Annotated in this window: 21 protein-coding genes; 14 read left to right on the top strand and 7 right to left on the bottom strand. The window is 34.9% G+C overall.

Annotation, left to right across the window (positions count from 1 at the left end; all coding sequences use genetic code 11):
* Positions 1-13: 13 nt before the first annotated feature.
* Positions 14-3211 carry an SNF2 helicase associated domain-containing protein gene (locus tag IGJ55_RS11390; RefSeq protein WP_430606513.1) on the top strand — a complete coding sequence of 1066 codons (3198 nt, stop codon included), beginning with the start codon at positions 14-16 and terminating at the stop codon, positions 3209-3211.
* 59 nt (positions 3212-3270) lie between these two features.
* On the opposite strand, the gene IGJ55_RS11385 is transcribed toward IGJ55_RS11390, so the two are convergent.
* On the bottom strand, positions 3271-3981 hold the full coding sequence (locus tag IGJ55_RS11385) for an HAD family hydrolase (RefSeq protein ID WP_207120833.1): 711 nt from the start codon (positions 3979-3981) through the stop codon (positions 3271-3273).
* A gap of 303 nt (positions 3982-4284) precedes the next feature.
* Here IGJ55_RS11385 and IGJ55_RS11380 point away from each other — a divergent pair, with 303 nt between their 5' ends.
* Positions 4285-4578 carry a hypothetical protein gene (locus tag IGJ55_RS11380; protein ID WP_429949164.1) on the top strand — a complete coding sequence of 98 codons (294 nt, stop codon included), beginning with the start codon at positions 4285-4287 and terminating at the stop codon, positions 4576-4578.
* Between the two features lie 536 nt (positions 4579-5114).
* Here IGJ55_RS11380 and IGJ55_RS11375 read toward each other — a convergent pair.
* On the bottom strand, positions 5115-5630 hold the full coding sequence (locus tag IGJ55_RS11375; RefSeq protein ID WP_430606512.1) for a hypothetical protein: 516 nt from the start codon (positions 5628-5630) through the stop codon (positions 5115-5117).
* A 1065-nt stretch (positions 5631-6695) separates the two neighbouring features.
* Here IGJ55_RS11375 and IGJ55_RS11370 point away from each other — a divergent pair.
* Entirely contained in the window at positions 6696-8411 is a 1716-nt protein-coding gene (locus tag IGJ55_RS11370) for an ABC transporter ATP-binding protein (RefSeq protein ID WP_069639652.1), read from the top strand.
* Positions 8412-8447: 36 nt separating this feature from the next.
* On the opposite strand, the gene trpS is transcribed toward IGJ55_RS11370, so the two are convergent.
* A complete protein-coding gene (trpS, locus tag IGJ55_RS11365) occupies positions 8448-9464 on the bottom strand; it encodes a tryptophan--tRNA ligase (protein ID WP_207120834.1) in 1017 nt (338 codons plus the stop codon).
* 364 nt (positions 9465-9828) lie between these two features.
* Between trpS and spxA the strand changes: the two genes are divergently transcribed.
* The 4 genes from spxA (at position 9829) to pepF (ending at position 14270) form a co-directional block, all read left to right on the top strand.
* On the top strand, positions 9829-10227 hold the full coding sequence (spxA, locus tag IGJ55_RS11360) for a transcriptional regulator SpxA (RefSeq protein ID WP_010760718.1): 399 nt from the start codon (positions 9829-9831) through the stop codon (positions 10225-10227).
* Positions 10228-10481: 254 nt separating this feature from the next.
* Positions 10482-11132: an adaptor protein MecA gene (locus tag IGJ55_RS11355; RefSeq protein WP_069639654.1), complete on the top strand. Its 651-nt coding sequence runs from the start codon at positions 10482-10484 to the stop codon at positions 11130-11132.
* Between the two features lie 93 nt (positions 11133-11225).
* Positions 11226-12416 carry a competence protein CoiA gene (locus IGJ55_RS11350; protein ID WP_430606511.1) on the top strand — a complete coding sequence of 397 codons (1191 nt, stop codon included), beginning with the start codon at positions 11226-11228 and terminating at the stop codon, positions 12414-12416.
* A gap of 36 nt (positions 12417-12452) precedes the next feature.
* On the top strand, positions 12453-14270 hold the full coding sequence (pepF, locus tag IGJ55_RS11345; RefSeq protein ID WP_430606510.1) for an oligoendopeptidase F: 1818 nt from the start codon (positions 12453-12455) through the stop codon (positions 14268-14270).
* Positions 14271-14330: 60 nt separating this feature from the next.
* Here the strand turns inward: pepF and IGJ55_RS11340 are convergent, their stop codons facing one another.
* Both IGJ55_RS11340 and IGJ55_RS11335 read right to left on the bottom strand, forming a co-directional pair.
* A complete protein-coding gene (locus IGJ55_RS11340) occupies positions 14331-14981 on the bottom strand; it encodes a ClpXP adapter SpxH family protein (RefSeq protein WP_069639749.1) in 651 nt (216 codons plus the stop codon).
* Positions 14982-15098: 117 nt separating this feature from the next.
* Positions 15099-15683: a CYTH domain-containing protein gene (locus IGJ55_RS11335; RefSeq protein ID WP_069639750.1), complete on the bottom strand. Its 585-nt coding sequence runs from the start codon at positions 15681-15683 to the stop codon at positions 15099-15101.
* A 195-nt stretch (positions 15684-15878) separates the two neighbouring features.
* Between IGJ55_RS11335 and IGJ55_RS11330 the strand changes: the two genes are divergently transcribed.
* The 4 genes from IGJ55_RS11330 to mgtE are packed head-to-tail and all read left to right on the top strand — an operon-like array spanning position 15879 to position 19648.
* Positions 15879-16559 carry a GTP pyrophosphokinase gene (locus IGJ55_RS11330; RefSeq protein ID WP_069639751.1) on the top strand — a complete coding sequence of 227 codons (681 nt, stop codon included), beginning with the start codon at positions 15879-15881 and terminating at the stop codon, positions 16557-16559.
* Between the two features lie 10 nt (positions 16560-16569).
* Positions 16570-17367: an NAD kinase gene (locus IGJ55_RS11325; RefSeq protein ID WP_069639752.1), complete on the top strand. Its 798-nt coding sequence runs from the start codon at positions 16570-16572 to the stop codon at positions 17365-17367.
* 6 nt (positions 17368-17373) lie between these two features.
* Positions 17374-18267: an RluA family pseudouridine synthase gene (locus IGJ55_RS11320; protein WP_069639753.1), complete on the top strand. Its 894-nt coding sequence runs from the start codon at positions 17374-17376 to the stop codon at positions 18265-18267.
* Positions 18268-18286: 19 nt separating this feature from the next.
* On the top strand, positions 18287-19648 hold the full coding sequence (gene mgtE, locus IGJ55_RS11315) for a magnesium transporter (RefSeq protein ID WP_069639754.1): 1362 nt from the start codon (positions 18287-18289) through the stop codon (positions 19646-19648).
* Positions 19649-19755: 107 nt separating this feature from the next.
* Here mgtE and IGJ55_RS11310 read toward each other — a convergent pair whose 3' ends face one another.
* Positions 19756-20388, bottom strand: coding sequence for a copper homeostasis protein CutC (locus tag IGJ55_RS11310; protein WP_069639755.1), 633 nt, complete (start codon positions 20386-20388; stop codon positions 19756-19758).
* A 139-nt stretch (positions 20389-20527) separates the two neighbouring features.
* On the opposite strand from IGJ55_RS11310, the gene IGJ55_RS11305 reads away from it, so the two are divergent.
* Both IGJ55_RS11305 and trmL read left to right on the top strand, forming a co-directional pair.
* A complete protein-coding gene (locus IGJ55_RS11305; RefSeq protein WP_069639756.1) occupies positions 20528-21373 on the top strand; it encodes a methyltransferase domain-containing protein in 846 nt (281 codons plus the stop codon).
* Positions 21374-21614: 241 nt separating this feature from the next.
* Positions 21615-22121: a tRNA (uridine(34)/cytosine(34)/5-carboxymethylaminomethyluridine(34)-2'-O)-methyltransferase TrmL gene (trmL, locus tag IGJ55_RS11300; protein ID WP_430606509.1), complete on the top strand. Its 507-nt coding sequence runs from the start codon at positions 21615-21617 to the stop codon at positions 22119-22121.
* Between the two features lie 79 nt (positions 22122-22200).
* On the opposite strand, the gene gloA2 is transcribed toward trmL, so the two are convergent.
* Positions 22201-22581, bottom strand: a complete 381-nt coding sequence (gloA2, locus tag IGJ55_RS11295; protein WP_069639758.1) for an SMU1112c/YaeR family gloxylase I-like metalloprotein — start codon at positions 22579-22581, stop codon at positions 22201-22203.
* A gap of 196 nt (positions 22582-22777) precedes the next feature.
* Here gloA2 and IGJ55_RS11290 point away from each other — a divergent pair, with 196 nt between their 5' ends.
* Complete coding sequence (locus IGJ55_RS11290; protein WP_429949182.1) at positions 22778-23404, top strand: histidine phosphatase family protein; 627 nt, start codon at positions 22778-22780, stop codon at positions 23402-23404.
* Positions 23405-23409 lie beyond the last annotated feature (5 nt).

The raw sequence follows: 23409 nt of genomic DNA, 5'->3' as shown, positions 1-23409 counted from the left end.
AGGAGGTGAGAGAATGAAATGGAGTATTCCAGAACGAATCGTTGAACGCGGTAGAGAGTATATGAAAGAAGGCCGAGTATTGTCCATCATTCAAGATCCAGAAAAGAAAATGTGGCATGCCGAGGTTTTAGGTAATGAACTGTATCGGGTCCAATTAGATGGGACCGCAAAAGAAAATGATATTTGTGAATGTCCTTATTGGAAGGATCATGGCTATTGCAAGCATACTGTTGCAGTGGAGCTATCTTTAAGACAAAAAGGCACCTCGCGCATCATAAAAGAAGATCAACCAATTACATTTGAAAAACGTTCTTTATCTATCTCTGAAATGTTTACAAAAGGGTTTGCCAAACTGAACCAAGCAGAGGGGAAAAGTACGATTACACCGCTAACTGTGGAGTATATTGTTGATGTGATCGAAACCAATAGTTATTATCCTGAATTAGCTGTTTTAGGTGTTTCTTTACGATTGGGCTATCAAGGAGTCAAACCTAAAACCTATATCATTAAAAATATCGGAGAATTTTTTCAAACTTTTCAAAAGCAGGGGAGCTTCTTGATCAATAAGCAACATCACTTTGATTTAGTAAAAGAAGCGTTTACAATTGAGAACCAAGAATTATTAGAGCAACTAGCAGCAATTTATCAAACGAGTCAATTGTTAGGAGCTAATGGTATTCAAGTAAAAGGTAAAATTGATAAGCGCTATCTGGTGTTACCGATTGATCAAGGTCGATCATTAATTGAAAAAATGAACAAAATTCCTTATTTTCAACTAAATGATGAAGGAAAGAAATACCGGCATTTATTGTTCACAAAAGGTATCTTACCTATCTTTTTCGATATTAGTAAACAACCGGATAATCGTTATATATTGCTGATCACAGATCAGCTCACAACATTTTTATCTCATTACCAGTGGGCCTTTAGCAAAGACAAAATTTTTACGGTTACTCAAGAGCAAGCTGGAATCTATACAACATTATTACAGTTACTAAAACGCGTGGAAAAACCTGAGATTGTCTATGAAAAAAATGAGTTATCTGACTTATTCGGCTCTGTTATTCCTTTATTGAAAAAAATAGGAACAGTAACTGTTAGTGAAGAGGTGACACAGGAAGTTGTGTATCATCCTTTAGAAACAATCTTTATTTTTCGCAAAATCAAAGGGATGATCAAAGTTCGTGTAGACTTTATGTATGGAGAAGTTGTATTTTCGACGGATCAAGAACATTCTATTGCCTCAGGAGCGAATCAAGAAGTCGTTCGTGATGCTAAGAAGGAACAAATGATTTTGGAACAACTAACGGCATTTGGCTATCAAAAAGAGTCAATTGGCTATGAAAAGACATTACCAGCAGGTGAACGTTTATATTATTTTTTTAAAGCAGAAATTCCAACGTTTCGTCGATTAGGAGAAGTTCGTATGGGCAAGAAGCTGCGGGAGCTGTATTTAGATGCCGCGCATCACCAACCGATGATTGAAGTTTCAGACTCTGATTCCTGGCTAGATGTCCGTTTTGATATCACAGGAATCGCCGAACAAGAAATTGATGCTGTTTTAGCCAGTTTATTGCGTAAAGATCGTTTTTATACTTTGGAAACGGGTGAGGTTCTCTCACTAGATTCAGAAGAATTTCAACAAACCAGTGAAGTCTTAACTATGCTAAGAAAAAATATGAAAAACGTTCAAGGAACGATACAGGTTCCAAGAAATCAAGGTTTGATGATCGAAAATATGTTGGGAAATAATCACCGTGCGCATTTTTCGGATTCTTTTAAAGAAATGGTGGATAATTTGACCCGTCCAGAAAAATTTGAAGCGCAATTACCTGCAAACATTCAAGCAACGCTTAGAAGTTATCAAATTGATGGATTTAAATGGTTAAAAATGCTTAGTTATTATCAATTTGGTGGTATTTTAGCGGATGAAATGGGATTAGGAAAAACCCTTCAAACGATCACCTATTTATTATCTGAAAAAGAAGAACAGATTCAAAAAGGAGCGGCTTTGATTGTTGCACCAGCTAGTTTGATTTATAACTGGGCAGCTGAAATTAAAAAGTTTGCTCCAGCGTTACAGGCAGAAGTTGTGGCAGGCAATAAAGCAGAACGTGAAAAATTAGCAAATCAAGCTGATCTAGATATTGTGATCACGTCATATGCTAGTTTAAGACAAGATATTGATATGTACCAAGGACTAAATTTGGGTTATTTGATTTTAGACGAAGCACAAATGGTGAAAAATAGCGGTACTAAAACAGCTCAAGCGCTTAAAAGTTTGACGGTTCCTCAACGCTTTGCTTTGAGTGGTACTCCGATCGAAAATAATATCGATGAGTTATGGTCGATCTTTCAAATGATTTTACCAGGATTATTCCCGGCAAAAACTTTATTTAGATCGATGAAACCTGAAGAAATTGCAAAAATGATCCAACCATTTATTTTAAGACGAGACAAGAAAACAGTATTGGCTGATTTACCAGATAAGATCGAAAGTAATTTGTACAGTGTTCTTACTGAAGAGCAAAAGACTGTTTATCTAGCGTATCTAAAACAAATGCAAGAAGATGTCAGTCAAATGGATCAAGATACCTTTAAGAAAAATCGCTTAAGTATTTTGGCCGGTTTAACGCGATTGCGCCAAATTTGTTGTGACCCAAGTTTATTTATTGATGATTATACAGGGGGATCAGGAAAATTAGAGCAAGTCAAAGACTTATTAGTAGCTGCCAAAGAAAATAATCGACGTGTCTTACTTTTTTCTCAGTTCACAAGTATGTTATCAATCATTGAAAAAGAGTTACACGAGCTTGGCTTAACAACATTTTATTTAAGAGGAAGCACGAAGCCTAAAGAGCGTATGGAAATGGCAGATGCGTTTAACTCCGGGGAAAAAGATGTCTTTTTGATTTCTTTAAAAGCTGGGGGGACAGGTCTCAATTTGACAGGTGCAGATACTGTGATTCTTTATGACTTATGGTGGAATCCAGCGGTGGAAGAACAGGCAGCAGGACGTGCACATCGAATTGGTCAAAAAAATGTTGTGGAAGTTTGGCGGATGATCGCAGAAGGAACGGTTGAAGAAAAGATGGACTCCTTACAACAAGAAAAACGTGAGTTGTTTCAAAAAGTAATCCAAGGAAATGAAGAACAATTAGCCAAAATGACTGAAGAGGATATCCGAACGATTTTAAGTATCGGTGAATAAAGAAAATGCTGTGCATCCTTATGTTCTCATTAAGGAATGTACAGCATTTTTTGTATCTTTTATGAAAATATTGATTGAATCGTCGGAAGCAACTCTTCAAAAGAAGTTACTTCTTCCATGTGATGCGGTTTTTCATCCCTAGGCATTTGTCTTAATCGGTGATTGAACCACAGCGAATGCCATCCGCCGTTTTTGGCACCTACAATATCATTTTCAAAACTATCACCTACATACAAAGTACATTCGCAATCCATATTAAACTCTTTAGCGGCAAGGTCAAAAATTTCTCGTTCTGGTTTTTGGAAACCAGTGCTTTGAGAAATAATAATATTGTCTGTTGGAACCCAGTTTTCTAATTGAAGTTGTTTTACTTTTTTAAATTGATGGTCTGTAGGACCGTTTGTAATGATTCCCATAGGAATATTGTTTTCTTTTAAGAAATCAAATACCTTGGTTACTTCTGGATGCATTACAATATTATCTAATTCATCTTCGTACGTTTTTTGAAAAGATAAGCCGTCTTCTTGTGAAACACTTGGATAATTTAGGTCTTTTAGTGATTCATTGATGCGATAAAAACGCATAAATTCTAGCGTCCATTCATCTGACATCACTTTTGGAAAGGTTTCATCACTATGCACACGAAAGCGAATATATAACGCATGCATGTCCTCCGATTTTACACAAGGAAAGACTGTTTTGATCGCATTTCTAAACGGTTGTTGCTGGTCATAAATCGTATCATCCACATCAAAAACAATGGTTTTCATTTAAACAATTGCACCCCTTAATAATTTTCAGGAAATTTTTCAATATCCTTTTTCATTGTAGCGAACTTTTTCACAAAATAACAGAAAGAAAATTTTAATTTAGATTAGAATGCTGACATTGACAGGCTGTGGGTGCATAAAAGGAGGGAATTTTATCATAGGAGTTTTAAAAATTGGCCTCTTTTATCAGTATGGTTAAATTTTTTCTCTAGTTTTTGTAGAGAAGGTAACTTTTGATATCTATTTCATTTTATTTACCTTTATGTTATTATTAAATTACTCAAAGTTAGGAAGATATTTTTTATGAAGATGAAATTATTAGTAGCCGGAAGTTTGATAGCTCTAGGAGTATTTGCTGGAAATAATGTAGGCAATGCAGAAGCAATATCTGTCAGTCCTTCGAATTATCTATCAACAAGGGCGCTACCAAACATTCAAGAAGTTACACTAAAATCAGGAGAGTTTTTAGAATTTAATGCTGGAGGCTTCTATAGTGATGCACTGGTTTCTAAATTTGTAGTGAAATTTAAATTGGACACCTGTGAACCTGAAACAATCGTTGTTGACAGAGTCGGCTACTATCCAAGAATAAATTAAAACAGATATAGTTCTTACGTAGCGTATGGTGCCTATGGAACGGTGACTTTTACAAACCTAGATGATAATTTATCTACTAGAAATAATTTTATTAGTAAAGAGAGTATCAAGGTAATCAACGCCTCTGCAACTACTGTGAATTTAAAGATAGGCTTATCGTCAGGCATACATGTGAGATCACAAGAAATTGTGGATTATAGTGACATTAATTTTGATTTATAATTATACAAGAAAAGGAGATACCCCAAGTGAACCGACCCCAAAAAGTTAGACCAAAAGTCTAACTTTTTGGGGTCACTACATCCTTTTCTAAAACCATTTTTTTGTAGTCAGGTTCTATGATCAAATGATTGGGGTAAATAAATAGAATGAACTAGTTATACTCTCAAGATTATTTAGAAAAGATCATCAATAAATGATCGACCTAATCGCTAATCAACTTTTACAGTAATTATTAATTATTTGGATAGAATGCTGAACTATCATTCTGAATATTGAATTGAACTCAATAGAGAGAATAATCTTCACCAACTAGTTTATAAAGTAAAATCAATGTCGCTGTAGTTTACACATTCAATACTTCTAGGATGTATTGACGAATTCAGAGCAAAGGTAATTTTTAAAGGTTTAGCAGAATAATTATATAGTCTAAAGATTCTAGTTCCGCTTGTCCAGCCTTTTACGGGCTCATCCAACAAATTATAGTTAACTGTTTCGGTAGTGTTTGTATAAAAAAATCTTTTAGGGCCAGCTTGCCAATGATAACCATGGTCAAATACTTCTTCAAGGAGGAAACTCTCTTTGTTATCAGATTCAGCTTTAAATTTAATGACGTATTTTGAGACAAGTTCATTTGCTCTTAAGCTTCCGACTTGAATTTCAATTTTTTGACCACTTGAAATGACTGCTTCTTTTTTTACCGGTTCCCCTCGTAACAAATTAGAAGTAATAGGTGAGAGGGTTTCTAAATCTTGTGCGTTAGCTGAGCTATTTCCCACAAATACCCCGATTCCCACAAAACAACTTAGAATTAATAAAGTTTTTTTTAACATAAAATTGATCACTCCTTTTTTAGTAATTTAATTTTAACATTAAGTAAGTTTTAATGCAACGGGATGACGATTAAAAGTTGATAGAAATTGATATTCAGAGATAATTTCTATTCCATCGGCAAAATATTAACTTGTATTATCTAATTATTTTGAAGTTGAAACTATTCATGCCTAATTTGTTGTATGAATAGATGTCACACTTAAATTTTTCAAATATAGTCCGTTAGAAAACGATAAGGTAACTTGTAGAAATTAAAATATTGTTAGCATAAGAAAACATCAAATAGATAAGAAAAATATGAAGTAATATTTTTAGAAGTATTTTGACATCTACCGTGAAATTTATGAATCAGAAAGCGAATAAAAAAACATATTTAGCTAGTTTATTCTTCAAAAAAGTACGATCGAAAGTAAAATTTTGAAGTAGTAAAAAAAATAACTTTTAGTATAATAAAAAACAGAAACACCGATCAGGCCTATCTTCCCCAAGACATAAGCAACTCATCGGTGTTTTTTATGATGTACATGTATATGTATAATTTAACAAATTGCTTTAATCTTTTCAAGTGATTGATATAACAGCATTTAGAACTTTCAAAATGTATAAAAAACTGAATTGAATGTCTTGAACAAAGTTTGAAATTTGATTGATTTTTAATTAAATTAAATATTTACTTCTTTTTAGGTCTCCACAATATCAAAAATTATTTCGAAAAATAATCGATAATACATATACAATAGACAAAGCTTCGTAACATCTTAAAAATAATAATCTGATAACGCCACATACAAGATAAAATTCACTTATTATAAAAAACTATCATTACCGGATGTTCTTATTGGCCACCAAAAGCAACTTTATAGGAAGTATTTTAAGATTTCTGTCATGCTGTTTGAATAGTTTTTTACATAAAATTTTAGTTAGTGTCTATTTTTTCAAGACATGAACGGTGGAAATCTAATGTGATAGCTTCTTGTTTTATCGATTTTTTACCAGTTTTCAATTTTGCATCCTTCCCTTACTTTGCGTATAATGGTAACAGTGTCCAAAGAAAGAGGGAGTTTATGTTAAAGCGATTTTTTAGTTACTATCGGCCGTATAAGTACCTATTTATTTTAGATTTTGGTTGTGCAGTTCTCGCTGGCTTGTTGGAATTAGCCTTTCCAGTTGTTGTGAATCAAGTGATTGATAAAATCATGCCTAAAGGAAATTTTCGTTTGATCGGGTTAGCCTGTGCAGGTTTGCTATTATTTTATATACTCAATACAATTTTACAGTATATCGTTGTATTTTTTGGTCATAAGTTAGGGGTAAATATTGAAACGGATATGCGTCGTGAATTATATGGACACTTACAAACGCAGCCATTTGAATATTATGATAATCAAAAAACAGGGAAATTGATGAGTCGTTTGACAACTGATTTATTTGAAATCTCTGAAGTAGCTCATCATGGACCAGAAGATGTGTTTATCACAGTAATGACAATAATTGGTTCATTTTATTTGATGCTAAGAATCCATGTGCAGTTAGCGCTAGCTACTTTTATTGTGTTGCCATTTATTACGATTGCACTAGTTTTCTTCAATAAAAAGATGACCAAGGTCAATACAAAAATTTATGATAATTTGGGTGACTTTAATGCAGGTGTTGAAGCATCTGTTAGTGGTATCCGGGTGACGCAATCGTTTGCTAATGAACCTTTTGAGCGTCAACGTTTTGAAGGATTGAATCAAGCGTATCGTCAATCAAAGATTTTGTTTTATAAAGTAATGGGCATCAGCTCAGCGTATAATTACTTTTTGATTAGATTGATCAATCTATTTGCGTTGATTTTCGGAGCGTATTATACAATTAGAGGTGAGATTACAGATGGGCAATTCGTTGGCTTTATTTTATTATCGAATGTTTTTGTCCGTCCAATTGAAAAAGTCAACAACATGATCGAAAGTTATCCGAAAGGAATTGCAGGATTTAAGCGGTTTACAGAAGAAATCGATAAAAAACCAACCATTCAAGATAAGCCCGATGCTGTAGCTGTTGAACATTTACATGGGGATATTGTCTATGATGATGTTTCATTTTCTTATGCGGATTCTACAAAAGTATTAAATCATATTGATTTATCTATTGTACCAGGTGAAACAGTTGCCTTTGTCGGTCAAAGTGGTTCAGGTAAAACGACATTATGTAACTTGTTGCCAAGATTTTATGAAGTAACCGAAGGCAAAATTACCATTGACGGGATCAATATTCAAGAAATGACACTGGCTTCTCTAAGAAGTCAAATTGGTATCGTTCAACAGGACGTGTTCTTATTTCCGGGAACAATTCGAGAAAATATTGCTTATGGTAAATTAGATGCAACAGAAGCGGAAATTCAAAAAGCTGTTCAGTTGGCTCATTTGGAAAAAGTAGTCGATCAAATGTCTGAAGGTTTAGATACGATAATTGGTGAACGAGGTGTGAAACTTTCAGGTGGGCAAAAACAACGAGTGGCAATTGCTCGAATGTTCCTAAAAAATCCACCGATTCTAATCCTTGATGAAGCGACTTCTGCATTGGATACGGAGACAGAACAAGTGATCCAAGAATCTTTAAATTCTTTAGCAAAAGGTCGAACAACGCTGATTATCGCTCATCGTTTGGCAACAATCAAACATGCAACGCGGATCATTGTTGTTAGTGATAAAGGAATATTAGAAGAAGGGACGCATGCAGAATTACTTGCAAAAGGTGGACACTATCGTCGTTTGCATGATGCTCAGTTTAGAGAGTAAAAAAGCCAAGCTGATTTGTTCAGCTTGGTTTTTTTATTAGTTTCTTTTGCGCGGTTTTCTTCCTAAACCGATCGCATTTTTCATGCGTTGTAAGGTTTTATTTGCTACTAGGCGTGCTTGTTCAGCTCCTTGATCAAGGATGTTATCTAGCTCATCAGAAGCTAATAGTTCATGATAACGCTCTTGGATTGGGGCCAATAGTGCCACAACAGCTTCCCCCAGGTCAGTCTTAAATTCTCCATAGCCTTTTCCTTCATAGGCTTGAGCGATTTCCTCGACTGGACGATCCGTAGCGGAAGAAAATATACTTAGTAGATTTGAAATACCAGGCTTATTCTCAGGATCGTACTCAATAATACCTGTTGAATCTGTGACAGCTGATTTAATCTTTTTACGTATAACAGCAGGTTCATCTAGCATAGAGATAAAGCCTTTAGTATTTGAATCAGATTTACTCATTTTTTTAGTTGGATCTTGTAAGCTCATCACACGTCCGCCTTGTTTGGCGATTTTTACTTCTGGAAGGACCAGAATTTCTTGATTCGCTTGACCATAGCGTTTATTGAAGCGTTCAACAAAATCCCTAGTCAATTCTAAGTGTTGTTTTTGGTCATCGCCAACAGGCACAAGGTTTGCATTATATAAAACAATATCACCAACCATTAAAGGTGGATACGTTAAAAGCCCAGCACTAACTCCTGTCCGTCCATTTTTTTGTGATTTATCTTTGAATTGAGTCATCCGTTCTAATTCACCAATTGTTGTGTTGCATTGAATGATCCAAGCCGCTTCAGCATGTGCGGAAACCTCTGATTGGATGAAGATCGTCGCTTTTTCAGGGTCTAGTCCAACAGCTAGGTATAAGGCAGCTAAACTGCGTGTCTGTTGCCGTAACTTCAATGGATCTTGAGGGACTGTTATAGCGTGTTCATCTACAATACAAAAATAACAGTTATAATGATTTTGTAAATCAATAAATTGTTTCATCGCACCAATATAATTTCCAATCGTTGGTGTCCCACTGGGTTGAATGCCAGAAAATATAGTTTCCATAAAGTAACCACCTTAATCAATTAATAAAAAACTCATTGCTATCATTATACAGCTAAAAGTAAAAAAAAACAGGATTACTAAAAAAAAATAAAATGTCAGAATTTTTAGACTAATACAGTTGTAGAATTTTATGGAAGCTGTATCAGTTTTATTCGTTTTGAAAACGTTATAATTTTATGTTGTAAAAAGACAAGTTTTATTTTATTTTTAAAAAAAAACACGTAAAATAACGAAAAACTATATAATTTTTTGGAAAAAGAACTAGTATTTTTATTAGAAGTTGGGTATACTTAAATTAAATAGGAAAACAGTTAGATTTCCTGTTTCAAAAAAGTGACCCAAGTCACAAAAAGGAGTGGTGCACATGTTGACACTTTATACTTCCCCAAGTTGTACGTCTTGCCGTAAGGCTCGTGCATGGTTGCAAGAACACGAGATTCCATTCAAGGAAAGAAATATTTTTTCAGAACCATTGAATATTTCTGAATTGAAAGCAATTTTGCGAATGACAGAAGATGGAACAGAGGAAATTATTTCCACTCGTTCTAAGGTTTTCCAAAAACTTAATATGGATTTGGATGAACTTCCGTTGCAGGACTTGTTAGAGTTAGTTAAAGAGAATCCGGGATTGTTGCGTCGACCAATAATGATTGATGAAAAAAGATTACAAGTTGGTTTTAATGAGGATGAAATTCGACGCTTCTTGCCAAGAGGAGTTCGGCAGTTGGAATTACGTCAAGCGCAATTGATGGCAGGTTTATAAAAGGTAAGAGGAGAATCTTTGTCCTTGTGACAGAGGTTTTCTTTTTCTATTAATCCCTACATAGTAAGTTATTGCTTTTTTTATAGGATATTATAAAAAAAGAACATATATGTATAAGAATCGAAATTTAAGGAATATCCTAAGACAACAGATTATTTAGGAAGATTGTGACTTTTCCCTTTACATTTGGCGTGATTCCGCTACAATGTACGTAAGAATAAGTTTCCTGATTAGCAAAAGTGAGGTGTAGCGACATGGAAATGGAACATATCAATGAAAATACCATACGTGTGTTGATTGGCAATGAAGATTTAGCTGATAGAGGAATCACATTTTTAGATTTGCTAGGCAACCATAAAGAAGTAGAAAATTTTTTCTATAGTATTTTAGAAGAAGTTGATGTGGAAGATGAATTTCAAGGCAGTGAAGCTGTTACCTTTCAGGTTCTGCCAAAAAGCGATGGGTTAGAACTATTTATTAGTAAGAATGCATCAATCGATGAAGTGTCTAATTTTGAAGGCTTCAACGATTTAAATTCAGAAGAAGTAAGTAATATAATTCGTAAACAAATTGAAGAGGATTTTGCTGATGAAACACAGGAATTTTCTGATAACACAGTTAAAAATTTAGTCTTTGAGCTTAACGATTTTGACACGATGGTTCAACTGGCAAATGAAGTATTCCTACAATCTGTAATAGCGAATTTATATACATTTAAAGGAACATATTATCTCCAAACTATTTTCTTGTTGGATGAATTAGGGAAAAACAATGTAGAAAATGAAATGGCTCAATTATTGGAATATGCTAATTTATCTGCTGTGACACCTGAAACATTGAATGAATATGGGACCTGTATTATGGAACGTAACGCATTAGAATTAACAAGATATTACTTTGAATAGTTGGAAAACTGAGCTAGAGCGATGATCGTTTTAGCTCAGTTTTTTTGATGATTTTTTTAATTTTATGCGTATCTTAATTATGAGGTGATTAAGATGTTGAATGCATATTCAAAAGACGATAAAATTGTAACCTTATTACATTTATCTAGAGCAGAAGTAGAACAGTTGCGAGATCAGCCGTATTTTTGCCCTGCCTGTAAGCATCCGGTTCGAATAAAAAATGGCAAAGTTAAATTACCACATTTTTCTCATTATAGTCACAGTGCTTGTACTATTCATGCTGAAGGAGAGACCCTTGAGCATTTAACCTTAAAAAAAATGTTTACTAAATGGTGTGAGAGGCAGTCTATCTGTTATGAATTAGAAAAATATTTACCAGACTTAAATCAACGTCCAGACCTTTTAATAGGAAATATTGCTTTGGAAATTCAGTGCAGTCCGCTGAGTATTCAAAGATTGGTAGAACGAACTAAAAACTATCAAAAGAACGGTTATATCCCTATTTGGATTTGCGGAAAAAAAATATTTTCAAATCACCAAGTATTAAGCGAACTAGCTAAAAATTTATGTTATTATTCTGATAAAATTGGATTTTATTTATGGGCAGTAGACTGGGAGCAAGAAGAATTGTCATTACATTTTCATATAGAAGAGGATTGGAAAAAAAGACTTTATTCTTCAAAAAAGACATGGTCATTTTATCGTCATTCATTAAAGCAAATTTTCGATTTTCCAAAGGAATCTAAAATTTATATTCAAAGAGAAATCAAAATTGGAGAATTAATACAGAACTATTATTTTGAGTTGAACAAAGGATTATTAGTACGTGATGAAAGGATCAGAGTAGTCCAGGCTGAATTATATAACAATCATTTTCATCTACTTCAACTACCTAATTGGTTTTATTATCCAGGTCTCCGTATATTTTGTTGCAGAGGATCAGACATACTTTTAAAAGTTAAAATCTGGAAATGGGTACAGTTTTTTGATCAGAATGTTATTGGACATCTAGCCTTAATAAATGTTTTGGCAAAAGAATTGGAAGAATCATCTGAACTGTTTTATGAGTTACCTAATGTACCGATGAAATCAATTCAAGCTATTTGTTTGAATCAACTATTTATCTATTTGATTTCGTGTGGGCATTTAACCAAAGTACAAAATGGTTGGGAAGTGAGAGCTGGAAATCCGGATCAAAGCCCAATAAGTATTAAAGCATGGCTGCAAATAATTAAAAATAAACGTATAATCACTGCTACTCCAATTAGAAATGTGATAAGATAAATCTATATAAGAATAATTTGAAAAGGGGCAGATGTAATGAGTGAAGCAAAACAACTACCAGAACGTTCTAGCTTACCTATTGAAAAGACATGGGACTTAACAAAAATTTTTGAAAATGATGAAGCGTTTGATGAAGCGTATCAAGTGTTAGTTGATGAATTAAAAGAAGTTGAGCACTTCAAAGGTAGATTAGACAAAGATAGTGATACATTTTTAAATAGTATTGAAATGCTATTAAATATCTATCGTAAAATTGAAGTGATTTATGTATATGCTCATTTAAAAAATGATCAAGATACGACGAATACGGCTTATCAAGCTTTGTATGCACGAGCAAGCTCTCTATTAGCTCAAACAAGTGAAGCGGTAGCATGGTTTGAACCTGAAGTACTATCGTTAAGTGACGATAAAATATGGGGGTACTTTAACGAAAACAGCCAGCTTGAAATCTACCGCCATTTTATAGAAAATATTTTGAGCGACAGGCCGCATATATTATCTGCTGATCAAGAAGCTTTGTTGGCTGGCGCAGGTGAAATCTTTGAAGCATCTAGTAATACCTTTTCAATTTTGAATAATGCAGATTTGAAATTTCCGGTGATTGAAAATGAGCAGGGAGAAAAGATTCAGTTGACTCATGGTGTTTACGGACAATTAATGGAAAATACGCATCGAAGTGTTCGTGAAGAAGCATTTAAAGGGTTATACACGGTATACGAACAATTCAAAAATACATTTGCTCAAACCTTGAGTTCGCACGTCAAAGCACACAATTATAAAGCCAAGATTCGTAAATACTCTTCGGCACGAGAAGCCGCTTTGAGCAATAACCATATCCCAGAAAGTGTTTATGATACTTTATTGGATGTAGTCAATCAAAACTTACCGTTGCTTCATCGCTATGTGTCTCTAAGGAAACGTTTGTTAAAACTAGATGAACTTCATATGTATGACATGTACACACCGATTTTAGGAGAAGCCTCAATCAAGTATTCCTATGAAGAGGCAAAAGAGAAAGCTATTGAAGCATTGAAGCCAATGGGAGACGAATATTTAAATATAGTTCAAACGGCGTTTACAGATCGTTGGATCGATGTAGTTGAAAATCAAGGCAAACGCAGTGGCGCCTATTCATCTGGAGCCTATGATACAGTTCCGTATATTTTGATGAACTGGCATGATAGCTTAGATCAACTCTACACATTAGTTCACGAAATGGGACATAGTGTTCACAGTTATTTCACTAGAAGTAATCAACCGTATGTCTATGGAGACTACTCAATTTTCTTAGCTGAAATAGCTTCAACAACGAACGAAAATCTTTTAACAGAATATTTACTAGAAACGGAAACAGACCCGCGAATCAGAGCATATGTATTGAATCATTATCTAGACGGTTTTAAAGGAACGATTTTCCGTCAAACTCAATTTGCCGAATTTGAACATTTTATTCATACTGAGGATGCTAAAGGAATTCCTTTAACGAGTGAATATTTAAGTGAGTATTATGGAAAACTAAATCAGAAATACTATGGTCCGCAAGTGAAAAAAGACCCGGAAATCTCATTAGAATGGTCCCGAATCCCTCATTTTTATTACAATTATTATGTTTATCAGTATGCTACAGGATTTTCAGCAGCATCCGCATTAGCAAATAAAATATTAGCGAATGAACCTTTAGCATTGCAAAATTATTTGGCCTATTTAAAATCAGGTAGTAGTGATTATCCGATAGCAGTCATGAAAAAAGCAGGAGTAGATATGACCAAGCCACAATATATTGAAGATGCGATGACTATTTTTGAAGCAAGACTAAATGAACTAGAGCAACTTGTGCTGTCTTTAGAGTCATAAGAAACAGAAAAAAAACCTCATCTTCTGATTCGTTAGAAGATGAGGTTCTTTATTGTGTGATTATAACAAGTGTAAATGTCCATGTGGAACACGAGGCTCATTGTAATGATTTAATTCAAATTGCTCATGAAAGTATTGAAGACTATCTTCAGAAGTTTCACAGAGTCTTTTGATTTCATCCATTGAGTCACAATCTTCTACAAGTACCCCAAAATCGCGGTCACATGTATAATTGTAAACCACAGCAGAGGGATGTTTCTCAATCCCCATTTCACGTGCAATTTGTTGATCTGTTTGGAAAGATTCTTTTACAAAATCAGATTGTCGGTCAGCTTTGAACATATCAATGTCACCACCAGCTTCTACAACTAATTTTTCAGCTAATTCTGAAGAATAAGGAATGTTATCTACTGCTACTGCCTGTTGTAAACCGAGTAGTAAATGTCTGCCTTTTTTCTTTCCTTGTAATTGAGCTGCCTTATAATCTAATGCAGCGGAATAGATATCTTCAAACAATTGATTGCGTCGTTCAATATCATGTGATGGAATCTCAAATAATTTTATAAGATGGTTTATGGTCCGCATGTTAACTAACGGAATGAAACGAAATTGAATTTTTTTATTCTCAGTTTCAACCAGTTTTAAAATATCCTTTTCTACGTTGAGACAAATGCCCCCCAAAGGATTAACGAACAGATAGATTTCAATCATTCATACTTCCTCCAATTTGACCCTTTTGCAACTAGACATCATTTCTCAACTAAGTGTCCCTAATCTATCAGAAAATCAGGTAAAAATGAAATGATATGTTTTTCCTATAATAACTTCTTAATCTTTTGCTTTTGAGCTTAGCATCATTCGTTGGATTTTGTTTGGTGCAGGGGATTCTTTGATAGTCAAAGTATCCAATAAGACAAGAAAATCTTTTCTTCCTTTATCTGCATCACTTACTTCTAATTCCAACTCAAAATCGTGCTGCTCATTGTACCAACTTTCATCTAGCGCGAGTAAACCTTGGGGAAGTTTTTTTTCTGCTCGTTTAGTTGTTAGATCGCCGATTAAACGCAAATCATTTTGGTCGATGCCTAAAGAGTTCAACTTGTTGTATACATTTCCAAAACTTGGAAGAGTCGCTGACTCAACGATAGAGTGTGCTTCCTTGATTGAAAGCGCATCGTTGATTTCCAACAAGCCAACTTTTTCAGGTATTTTCAAAGTGATTTCTGCATGATTTGATAGTATTCGAACTCTCAGACCCATGTACCGTTTTCTTAATTGGAAATCGGTAGAATCAAAATAATAATTGGTCTGTGTAAAGAAATGTTCTTTTTTTAGCTGAAAGTAGTCAACAGCTCGTGAAAACTCTTCAATAGAGAGTAACGTTTTAAATTCTATTTCTAAATTCTCGCTCACTTGTTTTTGACCCACTTTCTTTAATTTAATTCAATTTTTGCATACTTTACCTATTTACGTCAAGAAAAGTGAACTATAAGTTAAAAAATTCGCTATTGTCGAAAAATTATAGACAATTTCTCAAATTACCCTATTTTTGACAGCTCTATGGTAAAATAAGCTGTGAATCAAATTCAAAGAAATAGAGGGATTAGGATGGAGAAAGAGTGGGAGCTTTTTCTGGCACCGTATGAACAGGCTGTTGGAGAAATGAAAGTTAAGCTGCGCGGTATCCGTAAGCAGTTTCGAGAACAAAATAAACATACACCTATTGAGTTTGTAACAGGGCGAGTGAAACCTGTTGATAGTATTTTAACAAAGGCTGCCTTGCGGAATATTTCTGTTGATCGTTTGGAAGAAGAAATGCAAGATATTGCAGGACTTAGGATTATGTGCCAATTTGTTGAAGACATTCGGCAAGTAGTAGATATCATTCGCAATCGTAAAGATTTGAAAATCATTCAAGAGAGAGATTACATTACAAATAAAAAAGAGAGCGGTTATCGTTCCTATCATTTGGTGATTGAATATCCGGTCCAATTAATAACTGGTGAAAAAAAGATTTTGGCTGAAATTCAAATTCGAACATTAGCCATGAATTTTTGGGCTACGATCGAACATTCATTGAATTATAAGTATCAAGGCGCTTTTCCAGAAGAAATGAAAGAACGGTTGCAACGTGCAGCTGAAGCGGCCTACCAATTAGACGAAGAAATGTCCACCATTCGAGAAGAAATTCAAGAAGCGCAACATCTGTTTTCGCATGGACGAGGTAAGTCGAAAGATAATTACTATCAAAAACTCAATGATAATAAAGAGACGTTAGATAAAGATTAGGAGGAGTAGGATGAAAGTTGCGATCGTTCATAATCATGAACACAAATCAAATGAAGTTACACGCCGTTTACTCCTGCTTTTGAAGAAAAGTAAAATCGAAATTGATGACCATCAACCAGATCTTGTGATTTCTGTAGGTGGAGATGGTACATTGTTATCAGCGTTCCATCGTTTCAGTCATCGATTGGACGAAGTTAGTTTTTTAGGTGTTCATACGGGACATCTTGGTTTTTATACAGATTGGCGTGATTATGAGCTTGAAGAATTAGTCCAAAGTTTATTAGTTCATCAAGAAAAAAGTATCAGTTATCCTTTGTTGGATGTAAAAATAAGTTTCCACGGAACTAAACCAGATAAGCATTTTTTAGCATTGAATGAATCAACGATCAAACGGGCGAATCGTACCATGGTTGCAGATGTTTTCATCAAAGATGAATTATTTGAACGATTTCGAGGAGACGGATTATCTGTATCTACGCCAACAGGATCAACAGCATACAACAAAAGTATTGGTGGTGCTGTACTTCATCCAAGTATCAATGCCTTTCAACTAGCGGAAATTGCTTCGCTAAATAATCGAGTTTTCAGGACGTTAGGTTCACCGATCGTCATTGCGCATACAGAGTGGGTTGAAATTAAGCTTCAAGAAAGTAATGATTATTTGATTACAGTCGATCAATTAGACATCTACCAAGATGATATCAAGGCAATTTATTACCGAATTGCAGATGAGCGTATTCATTTTGCCTCATATCGGCATATGCATTTTTGGCATCGCGTAAAAGATGCCTTTATTAGTGAGGATTAGTAAAAAATGGAATTTAGTTGGACAGTTGAAAAAAAAGAGCCGCAGCAAGTAAAAACTTTTTTAAAAGAGCAAGGAGTTTCAAAAGGTCTTTTAGCAAAAATCAAGTTTCAAGGTGGAAAGATCGAAGTTAATCATTCGGTTGAGAATGTGTTATATAAATTAGCCTTTGGCGATCAAGTCAAAATTACGATTCCAGATGAAAAGGAACATGAGACCTTGCTTGTCGATGATGTGCCAATCGAAATTATTTTTGAAGATGAGCATTATTTAGTAGTCAATAAACCGGCCGGCATTGCATCAATTCCAGCTCAGTATCACCCCAATGGGACCATGGCTAATCGGGTAAAAGCTTATCTTAAAGCACAAAACTATCAAGATCAGGTCATTCATGTGGTCACGCGTTTAGATCGTGACACTACAGGTCTAATGTTGTTTGCTAAACATGGTTTTGCACATGCAATGCTAGATCAGGAACTACGTAAAAAAGAAGTGATTAAGATTTATCAGGCCTTGGTTGGCGGAAGGGTATCTGATTTGAAAGAACACGAGACAATCCAATTACCGATTGGCCGAGATTTATCTTCTATCATAAAAAGAACAATCGTCAAAACAGGTCAACAAGCTAAAACAGAATATTGGTTGATGAAAGGCAAGGATGATGTAGCCTTAGTGAATATTCAACTACATACTGGAAGAACACATCAGATCAGAGTCCATTTTGAAGCGATTGGGTGTCCTCTATTGGGTGATGACATGTATGGTGGTAAAATGAATAAAGGGATTGAGCGTCAGGCATTACACTGCTGTCAATTGAGTTTTATCCATCCATTTACAAAGCAACGTTTAGAATTAACTTCTCCTTTAGCAGAAGATATGAAGAAAATCGTAGATCAACTTTAGATTGAAAGGAGTGGTTTGGGTGAATGAAGGGCAAGAAATGGAAGAGCATTTCTCGTTACTGTTAGACAAGTTGAAAGAACAGCAAATGGCTGAATTTAGAGAGTTATTTTTAGCACTTCATATTTATGAACAGGGACAATTTTATCAATCAATTGATGAAGCAGATAGAAAACAAATTTACAGTTATTTATCGCCAAAAGAGTTGGCAGATATGTTTGATGTTATCGAAGAAGATAATGAGAATATGAAAGATTATATTGCTGAAATGCGGCCAAGTTATGCTGCTGAAATGTTATCAGAAATGTACACGGATAACGCAGTTGATTTGTTGAATATGCTGGACAAAAGTCAAAAAGCCAAATACTTGAGTTTGATGAGTACAGAAGACGCTGGTGAAATCAAAGAGTTGCTGCATTATGAAGACGATACTGCTGGATCGATCATGACTACAGAGTTTGTCTCTATTGTGGCCAATCAAACGGTTCGTTCTGCTATGTATGTCTTGAAGAATCAAGCTGATGTGGCCGAAACAATATATTACGTGTATGTGGTAGATCAGGAAAACCATCTAGTAGGAGTTATCTCGTTACGGGATTTGATTATAAACGACGATGATACAATGATTTCCGATGTACTGAGTGAGCGGGTGATTTCGGTTCATGTAGGTGATGATCAGGAAGATGTTGCCCAAACAATTCGTGACTATGACTTTCTAGCACTGCCAGTTACCGATTATGATGACCATTTATTAGGAATTGTTACAGTTGACGATATTATTGATGTTATCGATGATGAGGCAGCTAGTGATTATTCTGGATTAGCTGGGGTCAATGTAGAAGAAGTCAGTGAAAATCCAATCAAAGCAGCATCCAAGCGTTTGCCTTGGTTGATTACATTATTATTTTTGGGAATGTCTACAGCTACTTTAATTAGCCATTATGAAGAATTAGTAAGTGAAGCAAGTATCTTGGCTGTATTTATTTCATTGATCACAGGGACTGCTGGAAATGCTGGTACACAATCATTAGCTGTAGCGGTCCGACGTCTAGCGGTAACGGATGAAAAGGATAATAACTTTGGCCGTTTGATTATCAGTGAGGTATTGACTGGTTTGGTAACAGGTGCCGTAACAGGTGTGGCAATTTTTATTGTTGTGGGAATTTGGCAGCATAATTTCCCGCTTGGATTTGTCATTGGCATGGCGATGCTCTGTGCGATTACTGTCGCTAATCTGGCAGGTAGTTTGATTCCAATGCTGATGGATAAATTGGGCTTTGACCCAGCTGTCGCCAGTGGTCCATTCATTACCACTTTGAGTGATTTGACTAGTGTTTTGATTTATTTTAATATTGCCAGTCTTTTTATGCAGTATTTTGTTTGAGGGAGAGTATTGCTCCAATCAATAACATGAGTGACTTTATATTTGAAAAATAATAAAGAAACGATCAGCCTGAATTATTTCAAGGTTGAACGTTTCTTTTTTACTGATTATCCTACAATTTTTGTTCCATGAACTTCCTTGACCTGTAGTACTTCGACTACTGCAGCTACATTTTTATCAGAAATACCACCGCCAGGTAAGATAATGATTCGGTTATCGGCATAGTCAATTAATTCTTTTAAATGATCGAAATTATCTTCGATTTTTGTTCCAGCTGGTCCACCATGGGTTAAAATACGATGAACATCGTGTTCAGCTAGCCAATCGATCGCTTTTAATTGCTCTTCTTTACTTAATACGTCAAAGGCCATGTGGAAAGTGATCTGCAAGCCTTCAGCTGTGTCGATCAGTAATTCTAGCGCCTCCTCATCGAGCTTGCCATCAGTTGTCAAGCAGCCCAAAACCACACCATCTGTCCCTATTTTTTTTGCTTCTATTAAGTCTGTATGCATGATTTTTAGTTCAATATCATTATAAACAAAATCGCCGCCACGAGGTCTGATGATTGTCATTACAGGAATTGATTTTTCACCAGCATAGGAAACGACTTCTTCAATAACACCAGTGCTAGGTGTTGTGCCGCCTACAGCCAGATTGTCGCATAATTCGATTCGTCCTGCACCATTGCGGATGGCAGTGGGAATATTGGTGAAATTTTCAGCGCAAAATTCTTTAATCATTCGTTCCACTCCTTGTTTTTTCTTCACAGGCATTGTACCATAATTTTGACAGTTGCTAAAGTCTTCTTCCCGTTGTAAGATAAATAACGATAGTTTATTTGCTGAACTTTAGAATTTATAATGAATAGGAAGTAATAGTATGTTGAAAAAAATTGATTTTGCTCGTAGTTTTTTAGAAAAACATCAAGACCAATTTCATTGCCCAGTGTGTAGAGAAGTAGTTCAGTTGAAGGATTACAGTTTAATTTGCCAAAATAATCATCAGTTTGATTTATCAAAAAAAGGAACGATTTATTTTCTTTCTCATAGTATTCAGACGGAATATAATAAAAAAATGTTAGTTCACCGAGGAAATATGATTCAAAGCGGAATGTATCAAGAATTATTAGAAAAGATGATCGGGATAATACCGCTTATGGGAAATACGTTGGATGTTGGCTGTGGAGAAGGCAGTTTCCTATTAGAACTTTCTAAATTAGGGCTATCAGGTTCAAAAATAGGTTTTGACATTTCAAAAGATGGAATTTACTTAGCTAGTAATCAGGAAGTTGAAGCTTTTTGGTGTGTAGCTGACTTAACGAATTTGCCCTTTGCAGATCAATCGATGGATACGATCTTAAATATTTTTTCGCCATCTCATTATCAAGAATTTCAACGTGTTTTAAAAAAAGAGGGCACTGTGATCAAAGTTATTCCAGAAACAAATTATTTAAAAGAGCTGAGAGCTGCGTTTTATCCTGAAGATGAAGCAAAACAACATTATTCTAATGAAAAAGTTTTAACGAAGTTTTCTAACGAAATGGATATTTTAGTTAATGAACGTGTGACCTTTACTTTTGCTATTCCAAAAGAGAATCAACTCGATTTATTGGAGATGTCTCCGTTAGAATGGGGAGCAACAGAACAGATCAAAGAAAAATTACAAAAAAATCCATTAACAGACATTACAATTGACGTTCGCATGTTAAAAGGAAAAGTGAAATAGCGCTTACAAACGGTTAATTTGCTAAAAGGTATTGCAAAGCTACGGTAATGGTGTTATATTACATACAAGTTGTTTTTTCGTTGGTTTTTATCAGGTTCCTGTTCTGATAAAAGTTAGTGAAAAGAGCTTCACTAACGTAGCGACTCGCAGTGATTGACACCGAGGCGATACGTTTTTTTTATGTTTTTTGATGAACAAAGAATAAATAGTTGTGTCATTCAATTGAAAGGAAACTGTAACCATGACAAATCATATTGTATTATTTGAACCTCAAATTCCTGCGAATACGGGAAACATTGCTCGTACTTGTGCGGCAACGAATTCGCCCTTACATCTCATTGAGCCGTTAGGTTTTGAAACGGATGACAAACATTTGAAACGAGCTGGATTAGATTATTGGAATGATGTAAATATCATGTATCATAAAGATTTGGCAGCTTTTTTAACCTATCTAGAAGATCGTCCATTACACCTGATTACTAAATTTGCGAATAAAACATACAGTCAACTCGATTATACAGACAATCAGGACCATTATTTTATGTTTGGTAAAGAAACAACGGGTTTACCAGAAACATTCATGCGTGAAAATGAAGAAAAGTGTCTGCGTATTCCGATGAACGACGAGCATGTTCGTTCATTGAATTTGTCAAATACAGTGGCTTTAGTCGTTTATGAAGCATTACGACAACAAGATTTTCCGGCGTTGGAATTAAAGCATCATTATGAAAATGACAAAATAGATTGAACCTAATCATAAAAAAACTGTTTCCTTTATTATTTAAAGAAAACAGTTTTTTTATGTGATAGCTGGATTGCTTCATTGATCACTCGTGTAGTTCTAAAGGTAAGCCATCAGGATCAAAGAAAAATGTCATTTTTTCACCTGTAAATGTGTCAGTCCGAATATCTTCACAGGGAATCCCTTTAGAATTTAAAAAGGAGATGGCTTCTTCAATATTGTCAACCTTAAAGGCCAAATGACGCAGCCCAAGCGCTTCAGGATAAGTTGGACGTTTTGGAGCATCAGAAGAGATAAAAATTTCTAATTCATGACTACCCAATCTCAGATCCAGTTTGATATCTTTTCTCGTCGTTCGCGGGTTCTCTCTAATAATTTCAAACCCCAGCTTCTCAACATAAAATTCTTTCGTTTTTTGATAATCAGAACAGTTGATAGCCACATGATGAATCGTTTTAAAAAACAAAGCGAGCGGCCTCCTTTGATAGATTTTCTTTCTGATTCATTATACCGTACTTTTTTTTAGAAGCGCAATCAGACTGTTTTAATTTTCTAATGATAGATTTGTCGTTAAATGGAATTTTCATAGTGAAAATGATACACTAGATAAGATAAATAATGAAAATGAGCCAGGAATAATTCAGAATCAGAGGAGCATAAACATGAAATTATATTTTACTCGTCACGGAAAAACGGAATGGAATCAAGAGCTTCGTTTTCAAGGAATGACCGGAGATTCGCCGTTACTTCCAACAAGCTATGATGAAATAAAGTTATTAGGTCAAACAATCAAGGATGTTCCTTTTGAAAAAATATTTTCAAGTACATCTCTTCGGGCTAAAAAAACGGCAGAAGGTATCAATCAGGAATTAAAGCAGCCAGTTGATATTTGCTACACAGATGAATTAAAAGAATTGGGCTTAGGAAAATTAGAAGGTCAATCTATCGCCGAAATGAGAAAAATATATAGTGAAGAAATGGATCATATGCGCTATCGTTTGGATCGCTATAACCCAGAAGTATTTCAAGGGGAACCAATCGAACAAGCCATTTCACGTATTTCTTCAGTTGTAGAAAAAGCTGTAGAAAAAGGGGATGGACCGTATCTCTTTGTTGGACATGGTGCATCATTGACCGCAGCAATCCAAGCTCTTTCTGGAAAAGACTTAGCTGAGCTACGCAGTATGGGCGGACTAAAAAATAATAGTTTATCGATTTTAGAAACAGCTGATACGCCCAATCAAAGATATAAATTGAAATTATGGAATGACGATTCATTTTTACAATAGCAGAC

It is taken from the genome of Enterococcus sp. AZ170, from assembly GCF_050545135.1.
Lineage (GTDB): Bacteria > Bacillota > Bacilli > Lactobacillales > Enterococcaceae > Enterococcus_L > Enterococcus_L ureilyticus.
The sequence above is the reverse complement of the archived record's forward strand: the minus strand, read 5'-3'. Positions and strand labels throughout refer to the sequence as shown.